Origin of the sequence: Pseudomonas rhizoryzae, from assembly GCF_005250615.1 — a bacterium.
Taxonomy (GTDB): domain Bacteria; phylum Pseudomonadota; class Gammaproteobacteria; order Pseudomonadales; family Pseudomonadaceae; genus Chryseomonas; species Chryseomonas rhizoryzae.
On the sequence record NZ_SULM01000010.1, the window covers coordinates 1 to 13,800 of the forward strand.

10 protein-coding genes are annotated in these 13,800 nt (G+C 65.0%); 1 reads left to right on the plus strand and 9 read right to left on the minus strand.

Features of this window, described 5'->3' with window-relative positions:
- Positions 1 to 319: 319 nt before the first annotated feature.
- The 9 genes from FAZ11_RS24795 to FAZ11_RS17020 all read right to left on the minus strand — a co-directional run bounded on the left by FAZ11_RS24795 (position 320) and on the right by FAZ11_RS17020 (position 12,496).
- Positions 320 to 472 (minus strand): hypothetical protein, encoded by a 153-nt coding sequence (locus tag FAZ11_RS24795; RefSeq protein ID WP_167371461.1) that lies wholly within the window; start codon positions 470 to 472, stop codon positions 320 to 322.
- A gap of 67 nt (positions 473 to 539) precedes the next feature.
- A complete protein-coding gene (locus FAZ11_RS16985; RefSeq protein ID WP_058774455.1) occupies positions 540 to 2,351 on the minus strand; it encodes an ABC transporter ATP-binding protein in 1,812 nt (603 codons plus the stop codon).
- Positions 2,352 to 3,014: 663 nt separating this feature from the next.
- On the minus strand, positions 3,015 to 4,397 hold the full coding sequence (locus FAZ11_RS16990; RefSeq protein ID WP_058774454.1) for a GGDEF domain-containing protein: 1,383 nt from the start codon (positions 4,395 to 4,397) through the stop codon (positions 3,015 to 3,017).
- Positions 4,398 to 4,514: 117 nt separating this feature from the next.
- The gene (locus FAZ11_RS16995) at positions 4,515 to 7,154 is read right to left on the minus strand and encodes an MGH1-like glycoside hydrolase domain-containing protein (protein ID WP_058785054.1); all 2,640 of its coding nucleotides are present in this window, start codon (positions 7,152 to 7,154) and stop codon (positions 4,515 to 4,517) included.
- Between the two features lie 252 nt (positions 7,155 to 7,406).
- A complete protein-coding gene (gene mqo, locus FAZ11_RS17000; RefSeq protein WP_058778547.1) occupies positions 7,407 to 9,044 on the minus strand; it encodes a malate dehydrogenase (quinone) in 1,638 nt (545 codons plus the stop codon).
- 503 nt (positions 9,045 to 9,547) lie between these two features.
- Positions 9,548 to 10,474 (minus strand): 23S rRNA (adenine(1618)-N(6))-methyltransferase RlmF, encoded by a 927-nt coding sequence (gene rlmF / locus FAZ11_RS17005; protein ID WP_058778546.1) that lies wholly within the window; start codon positions 10,472 to 10,474, stop codon positions 9,548 to 9,550.
- Between the two features lie 70 nt (positions 10,475 to 10,544).
- Positions 10,545 to 11,516: an aldo/keto reductase gene (locus FAZ11_RS17010; protein ID WP_058774451.1), complete on the minus strand. Its 972-nt coding sequence runs from the start codon at positions 11,514 to 11,516 to the stop codon at positions 10,545 to 10,547.
- 60 nt (positions 11,517 to 11,576) lie between these two features.
- Positions 11,577 to 12,281, minus strand: a complete 705-nt coding sequence (locus FAZ11_RS17015) for a pseudouridine synthase (RefSeq protein ID WP_137279394.1) — start codon at positions 12,279 to 12,281, stop codon at positions 11,577 to 11,579.
- On the minus strand, positions 12,281 to 12,496 hold the full coding sequence (locus FAZ11_RS17020; protein WP_137279393.1) for a cysteine-rich CWC family protein: 216 nt from the start codon (positions 12,494 to 12,496) through the stop codon (positions 12,281 to 12,283). Before FAZ11_RS17020 ends, FAZ11_RS17015 begins: the two co-directional genes overlap by 1 nt.
- A gap of 143 nt (positions 12,497 to 12,639) precedes the next feature.
- On the opposite strand from FAZ11_RS17020, the gene FAZ11_RS17025 reads away from it, so the two are divergent.
- Positions 12,640 to 13,761, plus strand: coding sequence for a glycerophosphodiester phosphodiesterase (locus FAZ11_RS17025; protein ID WP_137279392.1), 1,122 nt, complete (start codon positions 12,640 to 12,642; stop codon positions 13,759 to 13,761).
- Positions 13,762 to 13,800: the final 39 nt, after the last annotated feature.

Sequence of the window (13,800 nt, forward strand, 5' to 3'; positions counted from 1 at the left end):
AGGGAGCCGGCAGGCACATTCTACGAAACAGCATCGAGTGCTCAGGTTGGGTAGGTGCTCAGCCGGCTCCGGGTAATGAGGTAGCTAATCTCATTACCCAGGAGAGATACAAGGTTGGGTTGAGACGGCTCCATCGTCGAAGCCCAACACTGCGGGCTTGACCTTGGCCCTGTTGGGCTTCGCTAGGCTCAACCCAACCTACGAACCTCTAAGATTCAAAGCGGATCCACCGGTGGCGCATCGTCCTCATCGGCGGGCAGCTCGGCGGGATGCAGGCCTTCCGGGTCCTCGTCCTCGGGCAGTGGCAGGATGACGTTCATCAGCTGTACTCCGGATTGCGGGGGTTCTTCTGCGGCAAGCGTTCCTCGACCGGCTTTTCTTCCGGATCTTCGCCGATGGGCTCGTCGGGATCAGGCGCGATGTCCGGATCGATGTCCAGGTCGTCGGGGTTTTCCTTGATCTGATCGTTCATGCGGCCTCCGCGAGTGGGGTAGTAAAGCTTTGGGCAGAGCCCTTGTCGCGAAGTTCGCCACCAGCGATCAGCGATAACCCCGCGCCTGCAGATCGAACAGCTGGGCATAGCGACCGCCATTGGCCAGCAACTGGGCATGGTCGCCCCGCTCGCGAATCTCACCCCCTTCCAGCACCAGGATCTGATCGGCGTTGCGCACGCTGGAGAAACGATGCGAGATGAGCAGCGTCATGCGCTGCTGCGCCTGGGCGCGAAAGCGCTCGAAGATCACCGCTTCGGCGGCGGCGTCCAGAGCAGCAGTGGGCTCGTCCAGCACCAGGATGTCGGCGTCTTCGCGCATATAGGCCCGTGACAGGGCGATCTTCTGCCATTGGCCGCCGGACAACTCCTGGCCACCCATGAACCAGCGCCCGAGTTGCGTCTCGTACCCTTGGCGCAACCCAGCGATGACCTCGTCGGCCAGGCCCTGCTCGGCCGCTTTGCGCCAGCGCGTTTCGTCGTTGAAGGCCGCGGTATCACCGACGCCCAGGTTCTCGCCAGCGCTGAGCTGGTAGCGGATGAAATCCTGGAAGATGACGCCGATGCGCCGATGCAGCGCCGCCGGCTGCCAGTCCTGCAGATCACTGCCATCGAGCAGGATGCGCCCCCGGGTGGGCGCGTGCAGCCGGGTCAATAGCTTGATCAGGGTGGTCTTGCCCGAACCGTTGGCGCCCACCAGGGCCAGGCTCTGGCCCGGCGCCAGGTGGAAACTGATGTCCTGCAGGGTCGGCGCCGTCGCACCTGGATAGGTGAAGCCCACGCCTTCGAATCTCAGGCCATCGCCCGGCTGGCTGCCAGCGGTCAGGCTACCGCCCTCGGCAGTGGTCGGTTGGCCGAGGTAATCGTAGAGATTACTCAGGTAGAGGCTGTCTTCGTAGAGCCCGCCCACGGCGGTGAGACTGGCGCTGACCGCGGCCTGGCCCTGGCGGAACAGGGTCAGGTAGAGGGTCATCTGGCCCAGGCTCAGGCGGCCGCGCACCGTGTCGAGTACCACCCAGGCATAGGCGGCATAGAAGGCGAGGGTACCCAGCAGACCGAAAACGAAGCCCCAGCCGTCGCGTCTCAGGGTCAGGCGGCGATCCTCGGCATAGAGCTTGGCGAAGGTGGTGCGATAGCGCTCCAAGAGCAGCGGCGCGAGGCCGAACAGCTTGACCTCCTTGATGTAGGCCTCGTGGGACAGCAGTGTCTCCAGGTAGGTCTGGCGGCGCGTCTCGGGCGCGCGGCGGCTGAACAGGCGGAAGGCGTCGCCGGAGAAGCGGGCCTCGGCCAGAAAAACCGGCAGGGCGCCCACCACTAGCAACACCAGTGCCCAGGGCGAAAAATGCACCAGCAGCACGGCGAAGCTGACCAGCGAAATGAGGTTCTGCAGCAGGGTCAGGGACTTGGTCACCAGCGCCAGGGGCCGCACCGAGGCCTCGCGCCGCGCCCGTACCAGCTTGTCGTAGAAGTCGGCATCCTCGAATTGCGCCAGCGACAGGGTCTGGGCCTTTTCCAAGATCAGCAGATTGACCGTTTGCCCCAGCCGCACTCGCAGCAGCGACTGCTGCACCGAGAGTAGCCGCTGGGCGGCGGCAAGGGCCGCCAACACCCCGGCTTCGGCGAGCACGAACTTCAGCACTGGCCACAGCGGTGCCGTACCTTGCTCGGCATGCAGCTGCATGGCCGCCACCACGGCGTCGACGATGCGCTGCCCCAACCAGGCGGCCAGCGCCGGCAATAGCCCCGCCACCAGGGTGGCCAGGACCAGTCCGATCATTAGCGCAGGGGAGGTGCTCCACACCAGGCTGGCGGCGCGGCGCATCTGCAATTGGACGATAGCGAAGGAGCTGGAGAGGGCCATGGTGGATCTTCGACTGGGATCAGTATTAGGCGGAGCGGCGGACTAGGTGTTCCCGGGGTTATGGCAAAAGGCTTACAAGAACCAGTGTCACCTGGCCATGTCGGAGCCCCGGCGGGCTGCGTAATCTACACCCATCAGCCGCGCAGGATGTGCAGCTCAGAGGTCAAGGACGATGACCAGGCCAGGATGGCACCTGACAGGACGTTGGGATGGTCGCAACAAAGAACCCGCTTCGGCGGGTTTTTTGTTGGGCGGCATTCAGTCATGACCCGGTGCTGCCAGGGGGTATGGCAAAAGGCTTACACGTAGCGCTGCTAGTCGGCCATGTTCGCCTGGGGTAGGGCTGCGTAATCTACACCCATCAGCCGCGCAGGATGCGCAGCTCTGAGGTCAAGGATGATGACCAGGCCAGGATGGCACCTGACAGGATGTTGGGATGGTCGCAACAGAGAACCCGCTTCGGCGGGTTTTTTGTTTTTCGTACTTCAGAAGTTCGCGCAAGAATTGGCGAGCAATTGTTTGGTATGGGCTCGGCGCCGCGACAGGTCATGGCAGGGCCATGGCGAGGAGTGGCAACTCCACCCAGGCGGTCCGTCGCCGCGGCCGAAAAAGCGCCGCAGGTAACTTCTGCAACACCAGACTAGCTGATGCCGCGGGTGGGTTTTAGCCCGCTGTGCGGTTGCGGCCTGCCGCCTTGGCGGCATAGAGCGCCTGATCGGCCCGTTCGATAAGGGCGTAGGCATCCATACCAGGCTTATGGGTAGCAGCACCGATGCTCAGGGTGATGGCCCGCCGGGACCAGGCATGATTGGCCACGGCGGCGCGGCAGCGTTCGGCCACGCGGTGGGCGGCGGATAGGTCGGCGCCTGGCAGCAGGAGGGCGAACTCCTCGCCACCGTAACGGAAGCTGGCATCGCCATCGCGACAGCTCTGTAGCAGTAGGCGGCTGATGTCCTGCAGGGCGGCGTCGCCCGCTTGGTGGCCGTAGGCATCGTTGTAGGCCTTGAAATGATCGACGTCGATCAACAGCAGTGACAGGGGGAGGCTGTTTTCCTCGGCGCGTGTCAGCAGCTCCGCCAACCGCAGATCGAAGGCGCGACGGTTGTAGAGACCGGTCAAGGCATCCGTGACGCTACGTTGCTCGGCTGCCTGCATCATGTCGAGCAACTGCCGCTGGGAAGCCTCCAGCAGGTGCTGCTGTTCGATGTGCTCGGTGACGTCCACCGAAAGGCCAGCCAGGGCGATGCCTTGGCGGGTGACCAGCGGAAACTTGTAGGTCTGCCAGAAGATGCGGCGGCCATCCAGGGTGTTCATCCGCTCGATGCGCCGATGCGGCTTGAGCTCACGCATCACCTGGTCATCGGCCTCGCGAAAAAATCGTGCTGACTCTGGCCAGAGGGCGTAGTCATCCTCGCCGATAACCTCTTCGCGGGTCAGCCCTAGCTGCTGCAGAAAGGGTTCGTTGACGTATGAGAAGCGCCGGTCGCGGTCCTTGATATAGGCAATGAAAGGGCCGTTGTTCATGAAGGCGGAAAAGTTGATGTCCAGTTCTTCCAGCTTATGCAGGGTCTCGCGTTGCGCCAGCAGCATGGTGATCTGCCGCGCCAGACGCTGCAGGCTGTCGATCTGGCCGGCCTCGAAGAAACGCACCTGATCGTCCAGCACGCACAGCGTGCCAAGGGCGATGCCGTGCGGGTCGAGCAGGGGAACCCCCAGATAGGCACGCATCCGTTCCAGGCCTGGCGCTATCCTGAGATGGGCGACCCGTGGATCGTTCTGCAGATCTTCGACGATGAAGGGTTGCTGCGGCGTGAGGATCGCCAGGTGACACAACGAGGACTCGACGGGCAACTCCTCTACCACCATTCCCTGGCAGGCCTTGAACCACAACCGGTGGCGGTCGGCCAGGGTGATGAAGGCGACCGGCGCCCGGGTGAGCTGGCAGGCCAGGGCCACGAGATCCTGGTAGGCCGCATCGGTCCCACTGTCGAGGATCTGCAGCTCACTCAAGGCATGGAGACGCTGGGCGTCATGGGGTGAATTCATGCGAGCTCGCAAACGGGAGTTGCTTGCCCAAGCATAGTACCCAGGCAGCAAGAGGAAAACTCTAGCCGGTACGCAAACAGCCGAGATGCCGGCAGGCTGCCGGCATCTCGGTACGTTTCAGCGTCTGGGCTGCAGCAGCAGGGCCACTAGAGCGCTCCAGCCGGTCTGGTGCGAAGCCCCGAGCCCACGGCCGTTCTCGCCATGGAAATACTCGTGGAACAGCACCAGATCGCGGCTGCGCGGATCGTTCTGCAACTGCGGATAGTCGACCATGCTCGGCCGCTTGCCGTCGGCATCCTTGAGGAACAGCCGGGTCAGGCGTTGGCTGAGACCGTCCGCCACCTCTTCCAGGTTGGCCAGGTAACCGGAGCCGCTGGGATATTCGACCGAGAATTTATCGGCGTAATAGCGGTGGAACTCATGCAGCGACTCGATGAGCATGTAGTTGATCGGCATCCACAACGGCCCGCGCCAGTTGGAGTTGCCGCCGTAGAGATGCGAATCCGATTCCGCCGGCTGGTAGCGGGCGCTGAGCAGGTTGCCATCGGCCTGGCGCATCTCGAAGGGCTTTTCCGCATGGGCCTTGGACAGGGAGCGGATGCCGTAGTCGGAAAGGAATTCCTCGCCGTCGAGCATACGTTTGAGCAGCAGTTTGGTGCGATGGCCACGCAGCAGGGAAAGCAGGAATCTATTGCCCTGGCCGGGCTCGGTCCAACGCGAGACCAGGCGGGCCAGGTCCGGGCGCTGCCGCAGGAAGCCGCGCAGCCGGCCGCCGAGGCCGTGCAGGCCTTCGTGCTCGCGCTGTTCCAGTACCTGGACGGCGAACAGCGGAATGAGGCCGACGATGGATCTCAGGCGTAGCGGCTCGGCACTGCCGTCCGCCTTGTGCAGCACGTCGTAGAAGAATTCGTCCTGCTCGTCCCAGAGCCCGTCTTCACGGTTGTCGCTATGGTTGATGGCATTGGCGATGTGCAGGAAGTGCTCGAAGAACTTGATGCCCAGGTCGACATAGACCGGGTTTTCCTTGGCCAGCTCCAGGGCGATGCGCATCAGGTCCAGGGCGTAGGCGGCCATCCAGGCGGTACCGTCGGCCTGGTCCAGGTGGTAACCCGGGGGCAGCGGCGCCGAGCGATCGAAGAGGGCGATGTTGTCCAGGCCGAGGAAGCCGCCCTGGAAGATGTTGCGACCTTCCGCGTCCTTGCGGTTGATCCACCAGGAGAAGTTCAGCAGCAGCTTGTGGAAGACCCGTTCGAGGAAGGCCCGGTCGCCGACGCCGGTCAGGGACTTTTCCTGCAGGTAGACGTGCCAGGTGGCCCAGGCATGTACCGGTGGGTTGGCATCCTCGAAATTCCACTCATAGGCCGGCAACTGGCCATTGGGGTGCATGAATCTGTCCTTCACCAAGAGCAGCAATTGCTGCTTGGCGAAGCCGGGGTCGATCAGGGCGTAGGCCACCGCCTGGAAGGCCAGGTCCCAGGAGGCGTACCAGGGGTACTCCCACTTGTCCGGCATGGAGACGATGTCGAAGTTGACCAGGTGCCGCCAGTGGGCATTGCGGATCTTGGCGCGCTGCGGCGGCGGGGTTGGCTGGGCCGGGTCGCCGTTGAGCCAGCGATTGACCTCGAAGTAGTAGAGTTGCTTGGACCAGAGCAGGCCGGCCAGGGCCTGGCGCTGGACCAGGCGGGCGTCGGGGTCGCTGATCTTTTCCTGCAGGGCGGCATAGAAGGCATTGGTCTCGGCGATCCGCTCCGCGAAAACCGCATCCGCGTCTATCGCCAGGGCATTGGTGGGCGCCAGGCGCAGGTAGACCACCGTCTTGGCTCCCCCATCCAGTTCCACGGCGAAGTGGGCCGCGGCCTTGCTGCCGAAATCGCGGCGGATCGCTTCCCGGGCGCCTTTCACCACGTAATCGTTGATGCCGTCCTTGAAGGGGCCTTCGACGGCCTCGCCGGTGAGGCGGGGCAGGTTGGTTTCGTTGTTGCAGAACAGCCACTCGACCTCCTGGGGACCCCAGGCGCTGACCACCAGGTCGGAGCGGTCGAAGTAGCTGGCGCGCAGTTGCTCGCCTTCCAGGCTGAGCATGGCGCGCGGCGGGGTGCCGGTCCAGGCCCAGGTGTTGCGCGACCAGACCTGCGGCAGCACTCGCAGCTTGGCGCGTTCGGCGCCGCGGTTCTCCACCGTCACCCGCATGAGGATGTCGTCTGGGGTGTGCTTGGCGTATTCGACGGTGACGTCGAAATAGCGATCCTGGTCGAAGACGCCGGTGTCGAGGATCTCGAATTCGCGATCCGCGAGGCCACGGCGGGCGTTCTCCTCGGTGAGCTGGGCGTAGGGGAAGGCGGCGTGGGGATACTTGTAGAGCATCTTCTGGTAGGCGTGGCTCGGGACGCCGTCCAGATAGAAGTACAGTTCCTTGACGTCTTCGCCGTGGTTGCCCTCGGCGTTGGTCAGGCCGAACAGGCGCTCCTTGAGGAAGGGGTCGCGTTCGTTCCACAGGGCGAGGCCCAGGCACCATTGTTGGGCTTTGTCGGAAAAACCGGCGAGACCATCCTCGCCCCAGCGATAGGCGCGGCTGCGCGCATGGTCATGGGGAAAGTAGCGCCAGGCATCGCCATCGGCGCTGTAGTCTTCACGGACCGTGGCCCACTGGCGCTCGCTCAGATAGGGCCCCCACTGCCGCCAGGCGGCGGCGTCGCTATCAGCCAGGCGCTGGCCTTCTCGGGTCTGCAGGATGCCCGGGGCGGGATGTGCGGTCATCGTGTCTCCAGGTTCAGGTAACGGTTAGGGCTCGAGGATAGAGCATCAGTGTTGCGTGCCAAGACGTGCCTTGGCCTGTTCTGCAGTTTTAGTGCCTGACTACCCAGGAAAAATTCACGTCATTCAGGTTTCCGTCACTGGCGCTGGCGTCTGCCATCGTGACACAGGCGAAAAAAAGCCCCACGCCCGCAAGGGGGTGGGGCTTTTTGCGCCAGGCAGCGGCCCGCTGCACCACAGCGGGCCGCTGGGCGATCAGAGCGCCATGTCGTTGGCGGCCTTATCGGCGCGCGGCGCGCTGGCGGTGGCCTTGGCGGGCTGGCTGCCGGTGGCGACCGGCGGGGTGGCCAGTTGCAGCACCTCAGCAGTGTAGTTCCACTCTTGCTGCACGCGGGCGGGGTCGCCGTTCAGCTTGGTGCCGTAACTGGGGACGATCTGGTGCAGCTTGGCCTGCCACTCCGGCGTCGCCACCTTGTCCTTGAACACCTTCTCCAGCACGCTGAGCATGATCGGCGCAGCGGTGGAAGCACCCGGAGAGGCACCCAGCAGGCCGGCGATGCTGCCGTCCTTGGCGGCGACGATCTCGGTGCCCAGTTTCAGCACGCCACCCTTGTCGGTGTCGCGCTTGATGATCTGCACGCGCTGACCGGCCTGCCACAGGCGCCAGTCTTCCTTCTTGGCGTTGGGGAAATACTCGCGCAGGGCGGCCAGGCGATCGTCATCCGAGAGCATCAGCTGACCGGCGAGGTATTCCACCAGCGGGTATTCGGCCACGCCCACGCGGACCATCGGCCAGGCGTTGTGGGTGTTGGTGCTGGTCAGCAGGTCCAGGTAGGAACCCTGCTTGAGGAACTTGGTGGAGAAGGTGGCGAAGGGCCCGAACAGGATCACGCGCTTGCCATCGAGCATGCGGGTATCCAGGTGCGGCACCGACATCGGCGGGGCGCCGACCGAGGCCTTGCCATAGGCCTTGGCCAGGTGCTGCTGGGCGATCGCGGGATTGTCGGTGACCAGGAAGGAGCCACCCACCGGGAAGCCGGCGTAGTCGTTGGCTTCGGGAATGCCCGACTTCTGCAGCAGGTGCAGGGCGCCGCCGCCGGCACCGATGAAGACGAACTTGGCGTCGGTCTCGGTCTTCTTGCCGTCCTGGAGGTTCTTGTACTCCACGCGCCAGCTGCCGTCGGCATTGCGGGTGATGTTCTCGACTTCGCTGGACAGGTTCAGCTTGAAGTTCGGCTTGGACTGCAGGTTGGCGACGAACTGGCGGGTGATCTCGCCGAAGTTGACGTCGGTACCCAGCGGGCTCCAGGTGGCGGCGACCTTCTGCTGCGGATCGCGACCTTCCATCATCAGCGGAACCCACTGCTTGATCTGCGCCGGATCCTCGGAGTACTGCATGCCGGAGAACAGCGGGCTGGCCTTCAGCGCTTCGTAGCGCTTCTTGAGGAAGGCGATGTTGTCGTCACCCCAGACGAAGCTCATGTGCGGGGTGCTGTTGATGAAGCTCTTCGGGTCCTTGAGGACGCCGTTCTTGACCTGCCAGGACCAGAATTGACGGGAGATCTGGAAGGCTTCGTTGATCTCGATGGCCTTGGAGATGCTGACCTTGCCGTCCTTGTCTTCGGGGGTGTAGTTCAGCTCGGCCAGGGCGGAGTGGCCGGTACCGGCGTTGTTCCAGCCGTTGGAGCTTTCGTCGGCGACCTTGTCCAGGCGCTCGACCATTTCCAGACTCCAGTTCGGCTCCAGCTCGTTCAGCCAGATGCCCAGGGTGGAACTCATGATGCCGCCGCCGATCAGCAGGACGTCGACCTTCTTGACGTCATCGGCGTGCGCGGTGCCCAGGGCGGAGGCGATAGCCACGCCGAGCAGCGCGCCAGTCATTTTCTTCAACATGTGGTCTCTCAATCGATAGAAGCTGGGTCTGCTTATCGAGTTTCGGTGCGGTGCGGCACCATGGCACATGGGTGGATGTGCAGTGGGCAAGGCAGAATGCAGCCGGAAACACGCAAGGGCAGGTTTCTTGTCCCTCCGCCGCCCTTCTCTTGTGAACCACCGGAAGGGTCGGAGCAAAAACGCAAGGCGCGCTCAGGCAGCGGCTGACCGCAGACCTAGGTCTCGGGAGCGGCGGCATGCGCGTGCGTTTTTGTTGCCGGGCATTTTAATGACAAGAGGTATGAATTCCTAGATAGGAATTCATTGGGTTTGGCTATTAGCCTTTAGTCTAATCACCTCGTTACCCCGCTAAAGCTGCGCCGAGCGCCGACGCAGGCACGCTGAGGCGGTGTGGGATAGCCCCAAGCGCGCCGGCATGAGTACCGACGAAACCGGTTAGAAAGCCGCCGAAGGGTCGTCACCGCGAGCACGGTGGCGAAGCGCCCTGAGCCGGGGGTTGCTGTCTAGGCGAAGCGCCAGGCGAGGAAGCGACTCTGCTTCTGGCCCTGGGCCATGGCCACGACGCGGATCTCGCTGGCCTGTTCCCGCCGCAGCGCCGCCTGCAGCATGGGCAGGTTGCTGGCCTTGGAGACCAGGCAGGTGAACCAGCCGACCTGGGGTGCAAAGCGGCGGCTTTCACGGATCATCCGCTCGATGAAGGCCGCTTCGCCGCCCGGACACCAGAGTTCTGCCGCCTGGCCGCCGAAGTTGAGCAGGGGCACCTGCTTGCCGGTGGTCTTGCCCAGATTTTTCCATTTGCGTTGGCTGCCCCGTACGGCGTCGGTGGGGCTGGCATGGAAGGGCGGATTGCACAGGGTGGCGGCGTAATGCTCACCGGGCTGCAGGATGCCGGCGAAGATCGCCTGGGGATCGGGCTGGCGGCGCAATTCGATGGCCGCGGCGCAATCCGGGTTGGCGGCGAGGGTGCGGCTAAAAGCCTCCAACGCGGCCGGGGCGATGTCGCTGCCGACGAAGTGCCAGCCGTATTCCTTGAAGCCGATCAGCGGATAGACGCCATTGGCGCCGGTGCCCACGTCCAGCAGACGAACCCTTTCTCCGCGCGGAAGCTGGCCGCCATTGCCCTCGGCCAGCAGGTCGGCCAGGTGATGCAGATAGTCGGCCCGGCCCGGAATCGGTGGGCAGAGAAAGTCGGCGGGGATATCCCAGTCGCGCACGCCATGGTGCAAGGCCAGCAGCGCCCGATTGAGGGCGCGCACCGCCTGGGGATCGGTGAAGTCGATGGACAGGTTGCCCCGTGGCGTCGGCGCCACGAACGGCTTGAGCGCGGGACTTACGCGCATCAGGGCCGGAAAATCGTAGCTGCCCTGGTGACGATTGCGCGGATGCAGGGGAGCGGGGCGGCCAGGCAAGGGCCGGCGGGGCGAGGTCATGGCGGCGGACGAGGCGAAAAAGGGGGCGGCGAGCCTAGCACAGCCGCCCCTTGGACTTACAAGGGGGTACTCACGCCGGGGTCGGGGCGTCTTCGGGCAGCACGCCGATCTCGCGCAGGTTGCGCCAGAAGGCAGCCGGGATGGGCGCGCGCAGCAACTCGGCATTCTGTCGGGCCCGCTCTGGCTTGCTGCTGCCGGGAATGGTGGCGGCGACGGTAGGGTGAGCGAGGCAGAATTGCAGGGCCGCGGCGCGGATGTCCACCCCGTGATCCTGGCAAACGCCCTCGATCAGCTCGACCTTACGGCGCAGCGCCGGCTCGGCCTCGGCATAGTTATAGTGCTTGCCGCCGGCGAGCAGTCCGGAGTTGAAGGGCCCGCCCACCACGATGCCCACGCCGCGGCGTTCGCACTCGGGGAAGAGGGTGTCCAGGGCTTCGCGGTGGTCCAGCAGTGAATAGCGTCCGGCCAGCAGGAAGGCGTCGGGGTCGCTCTGTTCCAGGGCCAGGCGGCAGGGCTCCACCAGGTTGACGCCCAGCCCCCAGCCCATGATCAGGCCTTCTTCGCGCATCTCGGTGAGGGCCTTGGCGGCGCCCTGCATGGCTTGGGCGAAATAGTCGCGCCAGGCCGGACCGTGTTGGTCTTCGGAGAGATCGTGAATCCAGACCAGATCGAGGCGGTCGGTCTTGAGCCGCTCCAGGCTGTCTTCGATGGAGCGGCGGGCCCCATCGGCGGAATAGTCGAGCACCCGCTTGAAGGGCAATTCGTTGACGAACGGCGGGGCGTTCTCCGGCTGGTCGGCGGGTTCGAGCAGCCGACCGACCTTGCTGCACAGCACGAAGTCGTCGCGTGGCTTGTCGGCCAGTACTTCGGCGAAGCGCCGTTCGGAAAGACCGGCGCCATAGTGTGGCGAGGTGTCATAGAGGCGGATGCCGGCGTCCCAGGCGGCTTCGAGAGTCGCCCGGGCGTCGGCGTCGCTCACCTCGCGGAACATGTTGCCCAAGGGAGCGCCGCCGAAACCGAGGGAGGGGATGTCGATACGCATGGGAAGTCTCCGGGTGGTGCGTGTCTGCATCCCGACCGGTATGGCGGCGATCCCGTTCCCCTAGTCCGCCGGACGTAGCAGGGCCACCTCTTCGCGGGTGAGCGCGCGATAGCTACCCTCGGCCAGCGCCGGGTCCAGGGTCAGGGCGCCGATACGGTCGCGGTGCAGCGCCACGACCTCGATGCCGAAGCGCCCGAACATGCGCTTGACCTGGTGATAGCGGCCCTCGACCAGGGTCAGGTGGGCGCTGCGCTCGCCGAGCAGCTCCAACTGGGCGGGCTGGGTGGTGAGATCCTCGTAAGCGAAGTAGAGCCCCTCGGCGAAGGCCGCGACCAGGTGCGGCGGGATGATCTCTGCGGTGCTGACCAGGTAGCGCTTGGTCTGCTTGTGGCGCGGATGGCTCAGGCCGCGCGACCACTGGCCATCGTTGGTGAGCAGCACCAGGCCGGTAGTGTTGAAGTCCAGCCGACCGGCCAGGTGCAGGTCGGCGCGTTGGTCCGTCGGCAGGCAGTCCAGTACCGTTCGATGGCGGGCGTCGACGGTGGCGCTCACGCAGCCGCGCGGCTTGTGCAGCATCAGGTAGCGCCCGCCGGGGCCGTCCTGCAACAGACGGTCTTCGACTTCGATACGGTCGAAGGCGAAGACCTCGCGTTCGGCCTGCAGGGTGGTGGCGCCATTGACGCGTACCCGGCCTTGCGCGAGCAGGCGTCGCGCCAGTTGGCGGCCCAGGTCGGGCCTGTTACCCAGCCAGCGGTCCAAGCGCATCAGCGGGATTCGGCCGATGTACCCGTCGCACAGGCCGGGCACAGGCAGCGCTGGTTGCGCTCTTCTTCCGGCAGGCGCGCCAGGGCGGCAGGGTCGACGGGCGTCCGCAGGCACCAGCAATCCTGGATATCGCCACCTGTGGCCAGGCTGCATTGATTGCGCTGGCCGCAGAGGGGGCAACGGGTGGGATCGAAAGGGACGGGCGATGCGGCCATGGTGATCTCGTCGGGCGAAGCGAGCGGCAGAGTACCGGAAATTGCGACCTGGATAACGTCCGCTACGCTGGGGGTCTGCGTACTGTCGCATCCGGGGTGCAAGCTGCATCCTAGCTCCGATCGTCGGACCACCCGAGGAACCCATGACAATAACTGCTCTGCGTACCCTGATCCGTACCCTCATTCCCGGCACCCTGCTGGTTAGCCAGCTGGCGCTGGCCACCGAAGGCGATATCGGTCAGACCCTGGCCCGCCAGGCCGGCATTCCCTGGCCGGCGGTGATCGCCCACCGCGGCGCCTCCTTCGACGCGCCCGAATCCACCGCCCCGGCCTACCTGGTGGCGCGGGAGCTCGGCGCCGACTATCTCGAGCTGGACCTGCAGCGCACCAAGGACGGTCAGCTCATTGCCCTGCACGACGACACCCTGGAGCGCACCACGGACGTCGCCAAGAAATTTCCGGAGCGCGCCAAGGCGCCGGTCAGCCAGTTCACCCTGGCCGAACTCAAGTCCCTGGACGCCGGCAGCTGGTTCAACCAGGCCCATCCCGACCGTGCCCGGCCGAAATTCGCCGGACTTAAGATCCTCACCCTCGACGAGGTCATCGACATCGCCGAGGGCGGTCGCAACAAGCCGGGCCTCTACATCGAGACCAAGCAGCCCAAGCTGTTCCCCGGCATCGAGCGTGATCTCAAGGCCAAGCTGACCCAGCGCGGCTGGCTGGGCCAACCCAAGGCCGGCGCCACTGGCGTTGCGGCCATGCCTGGGCGGGTAGTGCTGCAGACCTTCGAGAAGAGCAGCCTGGAGCTGCTGCAAAAGGAGATGCCCAACACGCCGAAGATCCTGCTGCTGTGGCTGGGCGATGGCTACATCCCGGAAAAGGCCGGGCCGAGCTACGCCGAGTCGGGCGAGTCCAGCAAGGCGGCCTACTATGGCAAACAGCAGGTGCGCTCCGAGGGTGACTTCACCGCCTGGGTAGAGTGGGCCAAGGCCCATGGCGCCATCGGCATCGGGCCGTCGGCCGCGTTGGAGGAGGGCGGCGACCAGAGCTATGCCGACCTGGTGAAGCCCTGGATGAACGACGTCGCCCACGAGCGCGGTTTGCTGGTGCATGCTTACACCGTGGACTCGCCGGTGGACTTCGCGCGGCTGGCGCCCCGCGGGGTGGATGGTTTCTTCACCAACCGTAGTGCCGAGCTGTTGAAGTTCTACGAGCGTCCCGCCAAGCAAACGCCGGGTGCCTTGCTGAAGCAACTCGGCTATTGAGCCCTTACGGGGAGGCTCCCTGGTCTCCCCGTTTCCCTA